The following is a 17,572-nucleotide window of genomic DNA, read 5'->3' as shown; positions in this document are numbered from 1 at the left end:
GGCGGCTCAGTCGGCCACGACGGTGACCGTATGGTCATCGATGATCTGCTCGCCGTCCTCGTTGCTACCGGTCACGCGCACCGTGTAGTCACCGGCGGGAACCTCCACGGGGACCCGGAATTCCGTAGCCGCGGCGGAAGCGGGGGTTTCCTGCGGCCCCGCGATCTCACCGGACTTCACGGCCGTATCACCGTCAACGGGTATCACTTCCCATTGCGCGGACGTGAATTCCGGAAGCACCCGCCCGAACATGGTCAGTGGTGAGCCGGATTCGGTCCCCGTTTGCGGATCGATCAACCACACCGGGGCTGCCTTGGACGCATCCCGGGAGATGGGATCCTTCAAATCCACCGAGCCGAAGGCCTTGTAATCGGACTGGCCATCCACCAGAACCCGGACCTCCTTGGCGGTGTCCGCATCGAGCAGCCCCGCGGTGACGGCGGCCGCGGACACGGTGTACACCAGTTGCTGAAGGGCCAGCTCGGCCTCGTCGGCGGAGAACTGACTGGCGAACGCGGTCGCGGGCAGATCAACGGTGATGGTGCCGTCCGGTGAGACGGAGGTGCCCACGGACTTCACGGCCGACCACAGGGACCGGTAATCCGGGTCCAGCGGTTCCTGACTGGTCATCATGATCACCGCCTCCGCGACGGGGTCCGCGGTGTCCGCCGTGGAAGCGGTGCGGAATTCACGGAAGAGGTAGCCCGACTGTTCATCGGATCCGGCCCAGTACACCGGCGTCTGTTCGGTTGCCACGCCCCCGTACACATCGTCCGTGCTCACGGGGGCGGAGGCGATTCTGGGGGCGGTGCTCGAGGCATTGGTGGCGCGGTCCGCAGCTGACCCGCACGCGGCGAGGCTCAGAACTACGGCAAGCCCCGCTGAGATGACGGGGACGGCCCTGCGGGCATGGTTATGCCGTGAGTCCATGTGTTCACCGTCCCGGTAGAGCTGTCGTGGATGTCTGCACGGACGGATTGTGGTCGGGGAGGAGCGTCCGTGATGAGTACCGGTGGCCAAAGATACCCACAGGTACAGGTCTCAATGAACCCGGAAGTGCGTCCTGGGCGAAACCGTTATCAACCTGCAACATAACGAGCGGTAGGCTGGACCCCAATGACTGATCACGTATTCGGGGACGAACTTGAACCCCAAGACCACGAAGGCCACACCCGTGTTGTGGTGCACCTGCCCGACCGGGACACCGCCCTGCGCGCCCTGGGTCAGGCGGACGCCTCCCTGCGCCTGCTGGAACAGAATTATCCGACGGTGCGTATCACCGTGCGTGACATGGACGTGGCCTTGGACGGGCCCGTGCAGGACACCCGTTCGGCCGCGGCCCTGCTCGAAGAGCTCGTGGTGCTTGCCCAGCGCGGTACCGACATCACAGAACGGACCGTGATGCGCGTGACCCGTATGCTCCGCGAAGCCGAGGGCATGCGCCCCGCCAGCGCGTTGGCCACGAGTATCCTGTCCACCCGCGGTAAGACCATCCGACCCAAGACCGTCAACCAGAAGCACTACGTGGACGCCATTGACGAGCACACCGTGGTCTTCGGTGTGGGTCCGGCCGGCACCGGTAAAACCTACCTGGCCATGGCCAAGGCCGTCCGAGCCCTGCAGGCGAAAGAGGTCAATCGCATCATCCTCACCCGGCCCGCGGTGGAGGCCGGAGAGCGATTGGGTTTCTTGCCGGGATCGCTCAACGACAAGATCGACCCCTACCTGCGCCCGCTCTACGATGCGCTGCACGACATGATGGACCCCGAGTCCATCCCCCGTCTCATGGAGGCGGGCACCATTGAAGTGGCCCCGCTGGCCTACATGCGCGGGCGCACTCTCAATGACGCGTTCGTGATCCTGGACGAAGCCCAGAACACCACGCCGGAGCAAATGAAGATGTTCCTCACGCGCCTGGGGTTCGGATCGCGCATTGTGGTCACCGGTGACGTCACCCAGGTAGACCTCCCCGGCAGCACGTCATCGGGCCTGCGCCAGGTTCAGCACGTGCTCCAGAACATCGACGACATCGCGTTCTGTGAGCTCACCGCCCAAGATGTGGTTCGACATGAGCTGGTGGGCGAGATCGTCTCCGCCTACGAGCAGTTCGACACCACTAATCGGCACCGCAACGAAAGGCGCCGCCGCAAGGACGAGCGCCGTGCGGCCGCCTCGACCACGGCCGAACCCGGTCAAGAGCCCTCATGAGCGTCTCGATCGACACACCGTGGGAAACCCCGGAAGAACAAGCAACCTTCCCCGAGTCCTACCGCGCGGTGGATCCCGACCAACTAACGGCGTTGGCAGACCTCGCCTTCGCGCGCTGGCACATCCACCCGGACACCGAACTGTCCATCTCGGTGGTCGATGAGGATCATATGGCCGAGTTGCACATGCAGTGGCTGGATCTGCCCGGGCCCACCGACGTGATGTCCTTCCCCATGGACGAACTGCGCGCCGGCACGGTGACCGAACCGAGCCTGGGGGTGCTGGGCGACATCGTGCTGTGCCCGCCCGTGGCTCAGCGCCAGTCGGAGGCGGCCGGCCACAGCACGCAGGACGAGCTATGCCTGCTCACCGTTCACGGCATGCTGCACCTGCTCGGACACGACCACGTGGAAGACACCGAGCGAGAAGCCATGTTCACCCTGCAGCGGGGATTGCTGGAGGAGTTCCTGGGGCGCGACGCACCCGTCGAAACCATGAAGTAGCCCCCGCCCAACGCTTTGCGAAAGGACATGGAGATGTCTGAGGATCATCACATCACCCCCGAACAGCAATTCCGCGCGGGATTCGCAGTGTTCGTGGGCCGCCCCAACGTGGGAAAGTCCACGTTGACCAACGCGCTGGTGGGGCGCAAGGTTGCCATTACCTCCAACCGCCCCCAAACCACGCGTCACACAATTCGTGGCATCGTCCACCGCGCTGACGGCCAGCTCATCCTGGTGGACACTCCCGGGCTCCACCGTCCCCGCACCCTGCTGGGACAGCGCCTCAACGACGTGGTGGCCGAGACCCTGGGCGAGGTGGACGTGATCGGGCTGTGTATCCCGGCGGACCAGAAGGTCGGCCCGGGTGACCGGTACATCGCCCAGCAGGTCGCCGCCGCAGCCGGACGCAACCCCGTGGTTGCCATTGTCACCAAGGCGGATTCCGTGCCCCGCGACCGGCTCGCCGAGCAGCTCGTGGCGGTCACCGAACTCGGCCGCGAGGTCATGGCCCAAGAACAGGCCCAGCGCGAGCAACGCCGACGCCGCCGCGCGGCGTCGTCGAACGCCGTCCCCGGCAACGAAAAACCGCGTGCGGACCAGTCCGACGCCGGGTGGAGCGACGTGATTCCCGTGAGTGCCAAGGACGGCTTCCAGGTCGAGGAACTCGCGGCGCTACTCGTGAGCCTCATGCCCGAGTCCCCGGCGTTGTACCCGGACGGCGAGCTCACGGACGAACCGGAAATCACCATGATGGCCGAACTCATCCGCGAGGCCGCCCTGGAAGGCGTCCGGGACGAACTGCCGCACTCGCTGGCCGTGGTCGTCGACGAAGCGACCGAACGCGAAGGCCGCCCCGCCAACAACCCCATGCTGGACGTGCACGCGAGCTTGTTCGTGGAACGGCCCTCGCAAAAGGCCATTGTGATCGGCAAGGGGGGATCACGGTTACGGGAGATCGGCACCAAGGCCCGCACCCAGATCGAAGCGCTCCTGGGGACCAAGGTGTACCTGGATCTGCATGTGAAGGTCGCCAAGGAATGGCAACGCGACCCCAAGCAGCTGTCCCGGCTGGGGTTCTGACGACCCGTCACGTTCTCAGGTGGGTTTAGGAAAAGGCCCATAGCATTTCCGGGGTCCAAACCCGCATCATCATGTAGCGACGCAGGAGAAACATTCGGTGGAATCAGGCAGCACACACGGTCGTGCAACCCACACGTCACGTGAACCTGCGCCCCGGCACAAGCTCACCCACCAGCAGTCTCTGCATGAGGATCACGAGTTCGAACGCATCAACCTGAAGCAAACGGGCAGGCACCACCGTTCCCGTGATCACAGGCCCTCGGCACGCCGGATCGCCGCCATTCTGGCCGTCTTCGGGCTCATTGCGGTTCTCGGGATCGGGGGAGTGGCTGCCCTGCGGCTCAGTAGCAACTTGGACAGCAGCCCCCTCAACCTCTCGGACGGGTCCTCCACCGTGGGCGAGGGCCCCTTGGACATCCTGGTCATGGGCTCGGACACTCGTGAGGGCTCCGGCAACACCGAATACGGTGACGAGGACGACGCTGCCGGGCGCACCGACGTGATGATGCTCGTGCATGTCACCGAGAACCGTGACGCCGTGACCGTGGTGTCCTTCCCCCGTGACCTGCTGGTGGACATCCCCAAGTGCACCGATCCGGAATCGGGCGAGGTGTTCCCGGCCCACCGGGACATGATCAACTCCGCCGTTGAGAACGGCGGCCCCGGATGCACCGTGGCCACGGTCAACCAGGTGGCCGGTGTCGACATCGACCACTTCATGCTCGCCGACTTCAACGCGGTCAAGGAATTGTCCTCGACCGTGGGCGGCGTGCAGGTGTGCGTGAACGAGCCGGTGGATGATCCGAAATCCGGCCTGAAACTTCCGGCCGGCATCTCCTCGGTCGAGGGTGATCAGGCGCTGGCCTTCCTGCGCTCTCGTGCGGCCTTCGGCGATGGCGGCGACGAGTCCCGGATCCAGTCCCAGCAATCCTTCTTGGCCTCGCTGACCCGCAAGATCCAGGACGACGGCACGTTGACCAATCTGCCGCAGCTCTACAAGATCGCGGAAGTCATGACCCAGAACTTGCACGTGGACGAGGGTCTGACCTCCGTGCCCACGCTGGTGGGTATAGCCGGGACGTTTGCCGGCATCGATCTGGGGCGGATTGCGTTCGTGACCGTGCCCAGCGTGCCCAACCCCGAAGATCCCAATCGACTGATCCTGGACGAGGAGCCCGCCGAACGACTGTTCGACACCCTCCAGCAGGACCGTGCCGTGACCGATCCGACGCCGTCGGCAAGCGCCTCGGCGGCGGTCACCACAGAGTCCCCTTCGGCGGGTCCCACCACCGAACCCCTGCCGGCCGACACCCAGGAGGCCGTTGCGGAAGCGGTCCCGCAGATCCAGTCCTCACTGGTGCCGGTGGCCGTGGACAATCGGTCCGGTGACCCGGACCGAGGGGGAGACATCGTGGACCTACTCCAGGACGCCGGATACACCGAGACGGAGAGCGGCCGGACCGGTACGGCCCTGGCCGGGACTCAAATCTTGTACAACCCCTCGTGGGCCGCGGCCGCCGATGATCTCGCGGCGCTGCTCGGAGTCCCGGACAGTCAGCTGGTGGTCGACAATGAGTTGTCCGGCCTGCGGGTGTCGATCGGTCAAGACTTCACGTCCGGTACGAAACTTGATCTCTCCGGTGCCCTGCCGGATGAGCTGAAGGGGCAGACGGCCGAGCAGTTCACGTGCCGGGAGTGAACCACCCGTCGGGTGACCGCCCTACACCGTCCGCGAGCGGGAGCCCTCGACATGAACGAGCGCACTTTCCGAACGGCACCCGCCCAAGTGGTACGTTGGATCACATGCGGCCAGGGAACGTGCGACTCCTGCTTATGTGCCGCAGCGGGGCCTCACCCATCTGACGGACGGCCGACCCACCCGCTGCGGAGTTTCGTGGTGCCGGCCCTATCTCTGTAGTTATTGAAAGGCCCGCTTTTCGTGAAAAATTTACAGCGTCCCTCGGCTATGCCCGTGCACAAATACACGCCGTACCAGCAGAATTTCCCGTTCGACATGTCGGACCGCACCTGGCCGGACAAGGTCATCACCAAGGCACCCCGCTGGTGCGCGGTGGATTTGCGAGACGGCAATCAGGCTCTGATCGAGCCCATGGATCCCACCCGCAAGCTCAAGATGTTCGAACTGCTCGTGGGCATGGGATACAAGGAGATCGAGGTGGGTTTCCCCTCAGCCTCCCAGATCGATTTCGACTTCGTGCGCAAACTGGTGGACGAGGATCGCATTCCGCAGGACGTCTCCATCCAGGTGCTCACCCAGTCCCGTGAACACTTGATCGAGCGCACCTACCAGGCCATCGAGGGCGCACCCAACGCGATCGTGCACCTGTACAACTCCACGTCCCGGCTGCAGCGGCGCGTGGTGTTCCAGCAGGTCATGGATGGCATCGTGGACATCGCCCTGACCGGTGCGCGCCTGTGCATGAAATACGAAGAGCAGCTCAAGGACACCAACGTGACCTACGAGTACTCACCGGAGTCCTACACCGGCACCGAGCTGGAGTTCGCGGCACGGATTTGCAATGAGGTGGCCGAGACCTTCGAGATCGGTGACGGGCGACAGATGATCGTGAACCTGCCCGCCACGGTGGAGGAAGCAACCCCCAACGTGTACGCGGATTCCATTGAGTGGATGAGCCGCCACCTTTACCAGCGTGACGACATCATCCTGTCGCTGCACCCCCACAACGACCGCGGCACCGGCGTGGCCGCGGCCGAGCTGGGTTACTTGGCCGGCGCGGATCGCATTGAGGGTTGCCTGTTCGGCAACGGTGAACGCACCGGCAACGTGGACCTGGTGACGCTGGGCCTGAACATGCTGACCCAGGGTGTGGACCCGCAGATCGATTTCTCCGACATCGACGATATCCGCCGCACCGTGGAGTTCTGCAACCAACTGCCCGTGCCCGAGCGCAGCCCGTACGGCGGTGACCTGGTCTTCACCGCGTTCTCCGGTTCCCACCAGGACGCGATCAAGAAGGGGTTCGAGTTCATGGAGAAGGACGCCTCCGAGCAGGGCATCTCCGTGGACGAACTCGAATGGGCCGTTCCCTACCTGCCCATCGACCCCAAGGATGTGGGCCGCAGCTACGAGGCCGTGATCCGCGTAAATTCGCAGTCCGGTAAGGGCGGCGTGGCGTACCTGCTCAAGAGCGAGTACGGCGTGGACCTGCCCCGCCGCGCTCAGATCGAGTTCTCCGGCGTGGTGCAGAAATACACGGAGACCTCCGGTTCCGAAGTGACCGGCCAGCAGCTGTGGAACATCTTCACGGACGAGTACCTACCGGCCCGCGAGAGCGGCGAGCACCGCTGGGGTCGCTACCGGATCTCCAGCATGTCCACCCACTCCGAGGACGAGGGCAATACCGTCCTGGAGATCGGCCTGGACGTCGACGGTCAGCGTCATGACCGCACCTCCCAGGGCAATGGTCCGATCGACGCCCTGATTTCCCTGTTCAACGCCGAAGGCGTGGACGTGCGGCTGCTCGACTACTCCGAACACACGATGTCCGCCTCCGCCAACGCGCAGGCAGCGAGTTTCGTGGAATTGGCCGTGGGCGACCGTGTCCTGTGGGGCGTGGGCATGGACAGCAACACCACCAGATCCTCGCTCAAGGCCGTCATTTCGGCCATCAACCGCGCGGTCCGTGACGCGCAGTTGGCAGAACAGGCCTAGGTCTCGTTGTCTTCTTCGAGCCGCCGACGCCGCTCGGTGACCTTCCGCACGGTGGGCCGCCGGGCGGCGTCGGCGTTTTCACGCACCCACCCGGGTGCCCGGGAGAACGTGGGAGACTAGGGCGGTGGCCGGTTCAACTTTCGCTTCTCGCTCGTACCGCGATGAAGCCGTGGTGCTTCGCACCTACAAATTGGCCGAGGCGGACCGTATTGTCATCCTCCTGACCAAGGAGCACGGCCAGGTTCGTGCGGTGGCCAAGGGAGTGCGTCGCACCACGTCGCGTTTCGGCGCGCGGCTGGAGCCTTTCAATGTGGCCACGCTGCAGTTGGTGCAGGGGCGGACCCTGGACATCGTGTCGCAGGCGTTGGGCAAACGTTCCTACGGCGAACAGATCGGTGCGGACTACGCCAAGTACACGGCCGCGGCCGCCATGGTCGAGACCGCGGAGAAGCTCACGGCGGACGACTACGACACCGCGCATCAGCATTATCAGCTGCTCATCGGTGCGCTCTCCGCCGTGGCCCGTGGATTGCATGATCCCGGCCGGACCCTGGATTCATATCTGCTGCGGGCGGTATCCATTGCGGGTTGGGCCCCCAGTTTCGTGGACTGCGCCCGCTGCGGTGCGCCCGGCCCGCATCGATCCTTTTCCGCCGCACTCGGTGGCGCGGTGTGTCCGCAATGTCGCCCGCCGGGGTCCGCGGCGCCGAGCGAGGCGACCTTCGTGCTGCTGCAGGGTTTATGGGCGGGTGACTGGCCAACGATCGACGCCGCGGACCCCAAGACGGCGCGGGCCGCGGCCGGACTGGTTGCCAGCTACATTCAATGGCACATGGAACGATCAGTGCGTTCCCTGAGCCTGGTCGAACGCACCGAATGATTCAGTAAAGGACTGTGAGCGTGAGCAGATTCACCCCGCCTCCGGCGCACCCCAGCGGCGCCAAACCCCCGGCCATTCCCGAGCAGTTCAGACCCGGCCACGTTGCCCTGGTCATGGACGGCAACGGCCGGTGGGCCAACGAGCGAGGGTTGCCGCGCAATGAGGGGCACCGCGCGGGGGAATTGGCCCTGATCGACGTGGTGGCCGGCGCCATTGACATGGGCATCCGCCATGTCTCCGCGTACGCATTCTCCACCGAGAACTGGAAACGATCTCCGTCCGAAGTGGCGTTCCTCATGAACTTCACCGGGGACGTGATGAAGCGGCAGCTGCCCACGTTTCAGGAGTGGGGCATCCGTGTCCGCTGGGCCGGGCGTCGACCGAAACTGTGGAAGTCCGTGATCAACCGCCTCGAACACGCCGAGGAAGAGACCAAGGACAATGACGTGGTGACACTGACCATGTGCGTGAACTACGGGGGCCGAGCCGAAATTGCCGACGCCGCCGCCGCCATGGGACGGGACGTACAGTCGGGCCTCCTCGATCCAAGGGCCATCACCGAGTCCACCGTGCAGCGCTACCTGGACGAACCGGATCTACCGGACGTCGATTTGTTCCTGCGGTCCTCCGGCGAACAACGGATCTCCAACTTCATGCTGTGGCAATCGGCCTACGCGGAGCTCGTGTTCCTGGACGTCCTGTGGCCGGACGTGGACCGCCGGACACTGTGGCGCGCCGTGGAGGAGTACGCGAGCCGGGACCGACGCTACGGGGGCGCCGTGGATAAAGTGTCACGGGGCAGTTGAGACTTGTGCTGTAACTCGCAACTTAAACTTGAATGATTCGGGCGGGTGGGTTTGGACGATCGCGCGATGATGTCGTGTGCAAAACTGGCGTCATGCGCTTGTATCCCACGTTCTTCAAAATCGCGTTCTCCTGGATGGACGCGGAACTCGCCCACACCCTCGGATTCGCCGGTATCAAGGCGCTGCACCGTAGCGGACTTGGATCCGTGCTGAGTAAGGTCACCCGCCCCGATCCCGGTAGTGCAGTGGAGGTCATGGGACTTCGTTTCCCCTCGGCCTTCGGACTTGCGGCGGGGTTCGACAAGGGCGCCACGGGAACCCACGCGCTCACGGATCTCGGATTCGGTCACGTGGAAATCGGGACCGTGACCGGTCAGCCGCAGCCCGGCAATCCCAAACCCCGCCTATTTCGGTTGATCAAGGACCGAGCGGTGATCAACCGGATGGGATTCAACAACGACGGCGCGGCGGCGGTGGCTCCGCGCGTGGCCGCGGCCCTGCAATCTCTGACGGAGCGGGCCCTCAAGACCGGACTCGAGCGACCCGTCGTGGGTGTGAACATCGGCAAGACCAAGGCGGTCGACCTCGATCGCGCGGTGGGGGATTACGTCACCAGCACCCGAGCCCTCGCCCCCTACGCGGACTACCTGGTGGTCAACGTGTCCTCACCCAACACCCCGGGGCTGCGGCAGCTGCAGGAGCTGGAGTCACTGCGACCCTTGCTCGGCGCTGTGCGACAAGAAGCCGATACCGTCACGGGGCGGCATGTCCCTCTACTGGTGAAAATTGCGCCGGACCTGGCCGATGATGACGTGCGGGCGGTCGCTCAGCTGGCCCTGGATCTGGGATTGGACGGCATTGTCGCCACCAACACGACCATTGCTCGTGAGGGCCTGGGCCTGCGCAGCACGGAGGACGAGGTCACCGCGTGTGGTGCGGGCGGGCTGTCCGGGCGCCCGGTGCGGCGTCGTTCGCTGGAAGTTCTGAAGCTGCTGCGCCAGCACGCGGGTGAACGTTTGACCCTGATTTCCGTGGGCGGGGTGACCACCCCCGAGGACGTGATCGAGCGCCTCGACGCCGGCGCGGATCTCGTGCAGGGGTACACCGCGTTCCTGTACGAAGGCCCGTTCTGGGCGGCGAGAATCAACCGAGGGCTCAAAAAAGCGGCTCGACGCGTTCGTAACTAACGAGCGCGCATTGACTCCCGGGCGCCGAGCACGTCGCCATGCACAGGGGACCCGCACCGACCGGTGCGGGTCCCCTGTGCTATCGCAGATGACAAGGTCGGAACCTACGCCGGGCGTTCCCCCCGGCGAACCTGCGGCTTGGGCAGGCGAAGTCGCCGAATGGTGAAGGTGCGCATCGCCGCGTACCAGCGGGTGCCACGTTGAATGTCCCCGAATTTGCGGCGCATCGCGGACGTCATGCGCGTGGTCGTGATGAACGCGTCAATCACGCACAGGGCAATGTAGCCGTACATGATCCAGATGAACGTCAGCCCGATCGCCTGGTTGGGCAGGAACAGGATGAACAGCATGAGGATCAGGAAGATCAGGACGAATTCGCCGATGTTGAATCGGGAGTCGATCCAGTCGCGGGCGAAACGGCGCTGAGGGCCGCGGTCGCGGGGGCCGAGGTAGCGCTCGTCACCGGCGGCCATACCTGCCTGGGCCACGGCGCGGCGTTCCCGCTCCACCTGCCGGGATTCCGCCTTGGCGATCTTGCGGTCCGCGGGGACCAGGGGACGCCTGCGGGCGGCCTCCTGTTCCTTACGGCTGGGGGTCGGGCGGCCCTTGCCACCAACGACCGGCGCGGTCTCTGCCGGCTCGCTCGAGGCGCCTACCGCCGTGGAGCCCGTTGATTCATCTGCTTTCTTGCGTCCAAACACCGATCCAGGATAGCGGAGTCCTCGCCAGAACCGGCATCGTGGCCTTTTCGGCGGGTAAGGGTGACGCGGCGATAGTGTAAGGCTCATGAGTACCGAGTTCACTCCACTGGAACAGGACACCATCGAAGCGTTGCGGGCGACCGTGACCGGATCGCGAGAACAAATTCTGGGGGAGCTCTCCGAGCTCGTGGCCATCCCCGGGGTGGCTTGGGAATCCTTTGATCCCCAAGAGCTGGAGCGCAGCGCCGAGGCCGTCAAGAACCTGCTCGCAGAGCTGCCTTTCGACAGCGTGGACATTTTGCGAGTCGAACAAGATGATCAGCCCGGCCATCCGGCGGTCGTTGCTCGGAAGGCTGCAGCCGAGGGTTTTCCCACCATCCTCCTGTACGCCCATCACGACGTTCAGCCCCCGGGCAAACGCGAGCTGTGGAACACGGAACCTTTCGAGGCGGTCGAAAAGGACGGACGGCTGTGGGGCCGTGGCGCCGCTGACGACAAGGCGGGTGTCATGGCGCACATTGGAGCGCTTCGCGCCTTTTTCGAACGCTGGGGTGCGGAACCATCCCTGGGTGTCACGGTGTTCATCGAGGGCGAGGAAGAGGCCGGCTCACCCGGTTTTGAAGCGTTTCTCGCCCAGTACCGTGAGCAGCTCGCCGCGGACGTGATCGTGATAGCCGACTCGGCCAACTGGGAAGTGGGAGTTCCCGCCCTCACCACGAGCCTGCGCGGTGTCGTTGGCGGCATCGTCGAGTTGTCCGTGCTGGACCACTCGGTGCACTCCGGAATGTACGGCGGCCCGGTACTGGATGCCCCCACGTTGCTGTCCCGCCTGATCGCCACGTTCCACGACGACCGCGGTGAGGTCGCGGTGGCGGGTCTGCTCTCCGAGGACGACGTGGATGTCGACTATCAGGAAGACCGGTTCCGCGCGGACGCCGGCGTGCTCGACGGCGTGCAGCTGGCGGGAACGGGTTCGATCGCCTCACGCCTGTGGACCAAGCCCGCGCTGTCCGTCACGGGTATCGACGTGACTGATGTGGATACGGCGTCGAACACGATCGCATCGACCGTTCGAGCCAAGCTGAGCCTGCGGATCGCACCGGGGCAGAACCCCAAGGAAGCGGGGGAGGCCCTGCGCAAGCACATCGAAGAGAATGCACCCTTTGGCGCGCACGTCGAGTTCTCCATTGAGGAGGCCGGCCCCGCATTCCGTGCCGATACGCAGGCCCTCAGTTCCCAGATCGCCCTGTGGGCCTTCGAGCAGGCGTGGGGGCGCCCCGCCGTGAAATCCGGTATGGGCGGGTCGATCCCGTTTACGGCAACCCTCACGGAGGCGTACCCTGATGCCCAGATCCTGATCACTGGTATCGAGGATCCGGATACGCGGGCTCACAGCGCCAACGAGTCACTGCACATCGGGGATTTCCTCCACGCGGTGACGGCCGAAGCACTCGTCCTGGCGGCGCTGGCCGAACAGGGCCGCCGTAACGAGGAATGATTCCCGCTCCCGCAACGTTTGAAGGTTAATGAAAGGTTCGCTTCCGCGAACCGCTCCGGTTGGACAGAAAGCGAGCACCATGAGCGTCACCACCGACAACGAGACCACCCAGGACCTTCCGACCCACGAGGTCTTGCTGACCGACGTCGCCGCCCAGAAAGTCCGCGATCTCCTGAACCAGGAGGGCCGCACCGATCTGCGCCTGCGCGTGGCAGTTCAGCCCGGAGGCTGCTCCGGATTGATCTACCAGCTCTACTTCGACGAGCGCGTCCTTGACGGTGATCACACCCGAGACTTCGACGGCGTCGAGGTCATCGTGGACAAGATGAGCGTTCCCTATCTCAGCGGCTCCACCGTTGATTTCGAGGACAGCATTTCCAAGCAGGGTTTCTCCATTGACAACCCCAATGCGCAGGGCTCTTGCGCATGCGGAGATTCCTTCCACTAAGGGCTCATATACCCGGCGGGACGGGGTGAATCCAGCGCATCACGGCGCAGGGTTCACCCCGTTTTTCGTGAGACCGGCGGCATGGCTCACGCAGTGTTTCTGTCCGCCCGTGATGGCGACACGGCGCGGTGACACAGTGTCAGCAGAAGCGCCAGCCGGGAGGTAAGCTCTCTAGGGAGATCAATTAACGGGCAACGTATGCCCTGTGCCCTGCACAGGCGGATACGGAGCTGACACAAAGAAGAGGAAGGGCCGTCTGTGAGTTCGCAAACTCGATCCGGCAGCCGTCGAAGCCGGATGCTCAAGGCCTCGGCAGTGGCAGTCCTGGCTGCGACCACGCTCACTGCTTGCTCAGAACAAGCCAAGGTGGGCTTCTTGCCCACCCAGCGTGGCACCACCGACAACGCGGATCACATCATGGATCTGTGGATCGGGTCGTGGGTCGCGGCGCTGTCCGTAGGCCTGGTGACCTGGGGTCTCATGCTGTGGTGCATGATCGCTTACCGCCGTCGTAAGAACGAGACCGGCTACCCCCGCCAGTTGGCCTACCATGCACCGCTTGAGGTCTTTTACACGATTGTGCCGATCGCCATGATCGTGTCCCTGTTCTTCTTCTCGGAGCGGGCACAGACGGCCATCACGGCACGACACGACAACCCGGACGTCACCGTCCAGGTGTACGGCAAGCAATGGGCCTGGGACTTCAACTACCTTGACGACGATGTCTACTACCAGGGCGTTCAGGCACACCTGACCGGTGAGGAGGGTGTGGAGGAAACTCTGCCCACGCTGTACCTCCCGGTGGACAGCCAGGTCGAACTCGAAATCAAGTCCCGTGACGTCATCCACTCGTTCTGGGTTCCGGCCTTCCTCGAGAAGATCGACATGTTCCCGGAGCGCACCAACTACATGAGCTTCACCACTGGCCGCGAGGGCGTCTTCGCCGGCAAGTGCGCCGAGCTGTGCGGTGAGTTCCATTCCGAGATGCTCTTCAACGTTGCCGTTGTGAGCCAGGAAGAGTACGACGCCCAAATGCAGCAGCTGCGCAACGAGGGCAACGTTGGCTCCGTCGGCGAGGAGTACAACCGCAACCCGAACCTGAACCAAACGTCCAACAACTAGGGGATAGGCAATGTCTACGCTCGAATACTCGCGGGACGAAGCGACCACGGTCGCTCCCCGTGTTGTGCCTCGGTCCAAGGGCAAGGTGATTGTCAATTGGCTCACCTCCACGGACCACAAGACCATCGGGTACATGTACCTGATCGCGTCGTTCGTCTTCTTCTGTGCCGGTGGCGTCATGGCGCTGCTGATCCGCGCGGAGCTCTTTGATCCGGGCATGCAGATCCTGGAGACCAAGGAACAGTACAACCAGCTGTTCACCATGCACGGCACCATCATGTTGCTGATGTTCGGTACTCCGCTGTTCATTGGTTTCGCCAACGTCATCGTCCCGCTTCAGCTGGGCGCCCCCGACGTAGCGTTTCCGCGTCTGAACGCCCTGGCGTTCTGGTTCTTCCTCTTCGGCTCCTTGATTGCCGTGGCCGGCTTCGTCACCCCGCAGGGCGCGGCGTCCTTCGGTTGGTTTGCTTACGCGCCACTGAACAGCACAACGTTCAGTCCGGGAGTTGGCGGAGACCTCTGGGTGTTCGGTCTGGGCCTCCAGGGCTTCGGCACCATCATGGGTGGCGTCAATTTCATCACCACCATCCTGTGCATGCGTGCCCCGGGTATGACCATGTGGCGCATGCCCATCTTCACGTGGACCACGCTGATCACTGCTTTGCTGATCATCATGATCTTCCCGCCGCTGGCATCCGCGTTGTTCGCCCTGGGTATGGACCGCCGACTCGGCGGGCACGTGTTCGACCCGGAGAACGGTGGCGCCATCTTGTGGCAGCACCTGTTCTGGTTCTTCGGACACCCCGAGGTGTACGTGCTTGCGCTGCCGTTCTTCGGCATTGTGTCCGAGATCATCCCGGTGTTCTCCCGCAAGCCGATCTTCGGGTACAAGGGCCTGGTCTTCGCGACTATCGCCATTGCTGCCCTGTCCGTCACCGTGTGGGCACACCACATGTACGTGACCGGCTTCGTGGCTCTCGGGTTCTTCTCGTTCATGACCATGATGATCGCGGTGCCCACCGGCGTGAAGTTCTTCAACTGGATCGGCACCATGTGGCAAGGGTCGCTCACGTTCGAGACACCCATCCTGTGGGTCCTGGGCTTCCTCTTCACCTTCCTGTTCGGCGGACTGACCGGCATCATCCTGGCCACCCCGCCGCTGGACTTCCACGTTTCCGATACGTACTTCGTGGTGGCCCACTTCCACTACGTGATCTTCGGAACCATCGTGTTCGGTATGTTCGCGGGCTTCTACTTCTGGTGGCCCAAGTTCACCGGCAAGATGCTCAACGAGCGCATCGGCAAGATCCACTTCTGGTTGCTGTTCGTCGGTTTCCACATGACCTTCCTCATCCAGCACTGGCTGGGCGTGGACGGTATGCCCCGCCGCTACGCGGACTACATGCCGGAAGACGGCTTCACCTGGATGAACCAGTTCTCCACCTGGGGTGCGGTCCTACTCGGTATCTCGATGATCCCGTTCTTCTGGAATGTGTACACCACCGCCCGTAACGCCAAGAAGGTAGAAGTGGACGACCCGTGGGGCTTCGGCGGCTCTTTGGAGTGGGCCACCTCGTGCCCGCCCCCGCGTCACAACTTCACCTCCCTGCCCCGCATCCGCTCCGAGCGTCCCGCCCTGGACCTGCACCACCCGGAGTTGGCGGCATTCTCCAGCCAGCAATTCGATGCAGACCAGCCGATCGTGGGCGGATCTGGAAGGACCGGTCGATGAAAACTACTGTCAAAACCTTCATCCTCTTGGCCGTCTTCTGCCTGATCGTGGGAATGGTGTACGGGTACCTCACCGGGTTCCAAGAGTTGGCCGGTTTCCCCGCGCTGTTGGCCGTGGCTGCCATGAGCCTCATGCTCGCGGTCTACCTGTGGCTCGTGGATCGTTCCACCGGTGCCATGCTGCCGGAGGACCGCGAAGACGGCGAGATCGTGGAGATGTCCGGTGACTACGGAGCTTTCTCCCCGTGGAGCTGGTGGCCGTTGCTGCTGGGTATCGGATGCGCTATCTTCGTGACTGCTCTGGCGGTTGGTTGGTGGATTATCGGCCTGGCAGTGCCGGTCATCATCCTGGGTCTGGTCGGGCTCATCTTCGAGCACTCCCGCGGGGAACACGCGCACTGATGTAGACGTTCTGTTCGCTGACGAAGTCCTCCTCTTGTCACCCGACACGAGGAGGGCTTCTTCGTGCTCGAAACGTGGAAGTCTTGTTGTCCCGCCGTGGCGAACTCGACGTGGCCCCGACATCCACGCGCCAATCGCGACGGACAGGCCACCCGGGGTGCCCCTTATGTCGCGTATGAGGGCTTAGACGGTCTCATGAGCGGGATTTTGTCCACGATGTGTTCCTTACGGCCTCAGAGGGCCCGGTGTGGCGTGATCAGCGCATGCTGATCCACAATCCGCGGGTAAGCCACGCGCACCCGTTGATGTTCCGGTGAGGTTGCCAGGTAGCAGGCGAATTTGAGAGCGGTGCGGTTACGGCTAATTGGCGCCCTGCACTGCCGGGCAGCTGCGCCGCCGTGGACTTCTTGGCCGTCATGTGGCGGCCCCGGCGGGGACCGTTCTTCCTCGAGGCACGGAGGGGTTTTGGTGGCGTGAAAGGTGCCGACGAGGAACATGCTTTAAATGACATCGCGTTGGCACCGACCCAGGGCGATCAGGGCTAGGCGCTGGGCCTTTTACCGTGGGCTCGCATGCGTTCATAGTGCGCCCCCGAGAGTGCTCCTGCATGGCTGCTTCGGCTTCTCCGTGGGCGCAGGTGCGAATCCACGGGGTAGGGGCGGGCGTAGAGCACGTCATGGACTAAATAACGACTGCACCGCTCGACCTTCCCATTGTGCCGGGGGTGTAGGGGCGAAGGCACTGATGCCGACCGGCGACGGTTTCCACATTGTCAAGGGCTTCGGTGTAGGCCAGTCGGGAGAGGCCGTCCACAGCGCTGTGCAGGCAGGTATAGCCGACAATCGCCCCAGGCCCGTGCTTGGACTTCAATGCTCGGGCGCTGCCGCGGCCGTGGGGGCCCAGCCGCCGTCGTCGGGGATCCGCCCGACCTTCTTCACATTCAGATGCACCAAAGGCGAGAGGCGAGGCGGCAGGGGCTCGCCGGGGTGGGCGTCGCGGGTCCTCGCCGGCCGGGATGAGATCACGCAGCCTGGAGATATCTAGTCGGTGAAGCCACCGGCCCACGTTGCGTAGGTGTGCCTGGCGGCCGAGGCCGAGCAGGTGGTGGTGGATACGTCGGGCCGACCACTTCCGCTCCCGCCGCAAGGTCTCGATCAGCATGGGTCCTGAGCGGCACCAGATGAATGATTCGATAAGAAGTCCGTGTTCGCCTCGTCCACGATATCCGCGCGTCCTGGGCGGCGGACGGGGGAGTGGAAAGACGAAGATGCCCCCGAGGTGAACCTCGGGGGCATCTCTACGGGCGGTCTAG

15 protein-coding genes and 1 pseudogene are annotated in these 17,572 nt (G+C 64.0%); 13 read left to right on the top strand and 3 right to left on the bottom strand.

Annotated elements, in window-relative coordinates; genetic code table 11:
• Positions 1-6 precede the first annotated feature (6 nt).
• Entirely contained in the window at positions 7-930 is a 924-nt protein-coding gene (locus AC3ENJ_RS02155; protein ID WP_190807554.1) for a GerMN domain-containing protein, read from the bottom strand.
• A gap of 186 nt (positions 931-1,116) precedes the next feature.
• Here AC3ENJ_RS02155 and AC3ENJ_RS02150 point away from each other — a divergent pair, with 186 nt between their 5' ends.
• The 8 genes from AC3ENJ_RS02150 (at position 1,117) to AC3ENJ_RS02115 (ending at position 10,358) form a co-directional block, all read left to right on the top strand.
• Entirely contained in the window at positions 1,117-2,208 is a 1,092-nt protein-coding gene (locus AC3ENJ_RS02150) for a PhoH family protein (protein WP_223840853.1), read from the top strand.
• Positions 2,205-2,711 (top strand): rRNA maturation RNase YbeY, encoded by a 507-nt coding sequence (ybeY, locus tag AC3ENJ_RS02145; RefSeq protein ID WP_431812911.1) that lies wholly within the window; start codon positions 2,205-2,207, stop codon positions 2,709-2,711. The genes AC3ENJ_RS02150 and ybeY overlap by 4 nt, the downstream gene beginning before the upstream one ends.
• Before the next feature lie 33 nt (positions 2,712-2,744).
• The gene (locus AC3ENJ_RS02140; protein WP_431812910.1) at positions 2,745-3,791 is read left to right on the top strand and encodes a GTPase Era; all 1,047 of its coding nucleotides are present in this window, start codon (positions 2,745-2,747) and stop codon (positions 3,789-3,791) included.
• Between the two features lie 97 nt (positions 3,792-3,888).
• Positions 3,889-5,490 (top strand): LCP family protein, encoded by a 1,602-nt coding sequence (locus tag AC3ENJ_RS02135; protein ID WP_431812909.1) that lies wholly within the window; start codon positions 3,889-3,891, stop codon positions 5,488-5,490.
• Between the two features lie 267 nt (positions 5,491-5,757).
• Complete coding sequence (gene leuA / locus AC3ENJ_RS02130; RefSeq protein ID WP_431812908.1) at positions 5,758-7,485, top strand: 2-isopropylmalate synthase; 1,728 nt, start codon at positions 5,758-5,760, stop codon at positions 7,483-7,485.
• Positions 7,486-7,609: 124 nt separating this feature from the next.
• Positions 7,610-8,365 carry a DNA repair protein RecO gene (gene recO / locus AC3ENJ_RS02125; RefSeq protein WP_431812907.1) on the top strand — a complete coding sequence of 252 codons (756 nt, stop codon included), beginning with the start codon at positions 7,610-7,612 and terminating at the stop codon, positions 8,363-8,365.
• 20 nt (positions 8,366-8,385) lie between these two features.
• Complete coding sequence (locus AC3ENJ_RS02120) at positions 8,386-9,171, top strand: isoprenyl transferase (protein ID WP_190780407.1); 786 nt, start codon at positions 8,386-8,388, stop codon at positions 9,169-9,171.
• 92 nt (positions 9,172-9,263) lie between these two features.
• Positions 9,264-10,358 carry a quinone-dependent dihydroorotate dehydrogenase gene (locus AC3ENJ_RS02115; protein WP_190780406.1) on the top strand — a complete coding sequence of 365 codons (1,095 nt, stop codon included), beginning with the start codon at positions 9,264-9,266 and terminating at the stop codon, positions 10,356-10,358.
• Positions 10,359-10,462: 104 nt separating this feature from the next.
• On the opposite strand, the gene AC3ENJ_RS02110 is transcribed toward AC3ENJ_RS02115, so the two are convergent.
• Entirely contained in the window at positions 10,463-11,059 is a 597-nt protein-coding gene (locus AC3ENJ_RS02110; protein WP_308495907.1) for a DUF3043 domain-containing protein, read from the bottom strand.
• An 85-nt stretch (positions 11,060-11,144) separates the two neighbouring features.
• On the opposite strand from AC3ENJ_RS02110, the gene AC3ENJ_RS02105 reads away from it, so the two are divergent.
• The 5 genes from AC3ENJ_RS02105 to AC3ENJ_RS02085 all read left to right on the top strand — a co-directional run bounded on the left by AC3ENJ_RS02105 (position 11,145) and on the right by AC3ENJ_RS02085 (position 16,260).
• Complete coding sequence (locus AC3ENJ_RS02105; protein ID WP_431812906.1) at positions 11,145-12,557, top strand: dipeptidase; 1,413 nt, start codon at positions 11,145-11,147, stop codon at positions 12,555-12,557.
• 79 nt (positions 12,558-12,636) lie between these two features.
• Complete coding sequence (locus AC3ENJ_RS02100; RefSeq protein ID WP_190780403.1) at positions 12,637-13,005, top strand: HesB/IscA family protein; 369 nt, start codon at positions 12,637-12,639, stop codon at positions 13,003-13,005.
• 258 nt (positions 13,006-13,263) lie between these two features.
• Complete coding sequence (gene ctaC / locus AC3ENJ_RS02095) at positions 13,264-14,127, top strand: aa3-type cytochrome oxidase subunit II (protein WP_308495906.1); 864 nt, start codon at positions 13,264-13,266, stop codon at positions 14,125-14,127.
• A gap of 10 nt (positions 14,128-14,137) precedes the next feature.
• On the top strand, positions 14,138-15,859 hold the full coding sequence (gene ctaD, locus AC3ENJ_RS02090) for an aa3-type cytochrome oxidase subunit I (RefSeq protein WP_190780402.1): 1,722 nt from the start codon (positions 14,138-14,140) through the stop codon (positions 15,857-15,859).
• Positions 15,856-16,260: a cytochrome c oxidase subunit 4 gene (locus AC3ENJ_RS02085; protein WP_190780401.1), complete on the top strand. Its 405-nt coding sequence runs from the start codon at positions 15,856-15,858 to the stop codon at positions 16,258-16,260. Before ctaD ends, AC3ENJ_RS02085 begins: the two co-directional genes overlap by 4 nt.
• A 649-nt stretch (positions 16,261-16,909) precedes the next feature.
• Here AC3ENJ_RS02085 and AC3ENJ_RS02080 read toward each other — a convergent pair.
• Positions 16,910-17,550: pseudogene (locus tag AC3ENJ_RS02080) on the bottom strand (transposase family protein); the annotation flags it as partial.
• Between the last annotated feature and the right edge of the window lie 22 nt (positions 17,551-17,572).

The organism is Kocuria sp. cx-455 (genome assembly GCF_057707085.1).
The sequence above is the reverse complement of the archived record's forward strand: the minus strand, read 5'-3'. Positions and strand labels throughout refer to the sequence as shown.

Coding starts and splice junctions, on each gene's coding strand:
- AC3ENJ_RS02155 (WP_190807554.1), bottom strand. CDS start 930: ATGGACTCACGGCATAACCATGCCCGCAGGGCCGTCCCCGTCATCTCA.
- AC3ENJ_RS02150 (WP_223840853.1), top strand. CDS start 1,117: ATGACTGATCACGTATTCGGGGACGAACTTGAACCCCAAGACCACGAA.
- ybeY (WP_431812911.1), top strand. CDS start 2,205: ATGAGCGTCTCGATCGACACACCGTGGGAAACCCCGGAAGAACAAGCA.
- AC3ENJ_RS02140 (WP_431812910.1), top strand. CDS start 2,745: ATGTCTGAGGATCATCACATCACCCCCGAACAGCAATTCCGCGCGGGA.
- leuA (WP_431812908.1), top strand. CDS start 5,758: ATGCCCGTGCACAAATACACGCCGTACCAGCAGAATTTCCCGTTCGAC.
- AC3ENJ_RS02115 (WP_190780406.1), top strand. CDS start 9,264: ATGCGCTTGTATCCCACGTTCTTCAAAATCGCGTTCTCCTGGATGGAC.
- AC3ENJ_RS02105 (WP_431812906.1), top strand. CDS start 11,145: ATGAGTACCGAGTTCACTCCACTGGAACAGGACACCATCGAAGCGTTG.
- AC3ENJ_RS02100 (WP_190780403.1), top strand. CDS start 12,637: ATGAGCGTCACCACCGACAACGAGACCACCCAGGACCTTCCGACCCAC.
- ctaD (WP_190780402.1), top strand. CDS start 14,138: ATGTCTACGCTCGAATACTCGCGGGACGAAGCGACCACGGTCGCTCCC.
- AC3ENJ_RS02085 (WP_190780401.1), top strand. CDS start 15,856: ATGAAAACTACTGTCAAAACCTTCATCCTCTTGGCCGTCTTCTGCCTG.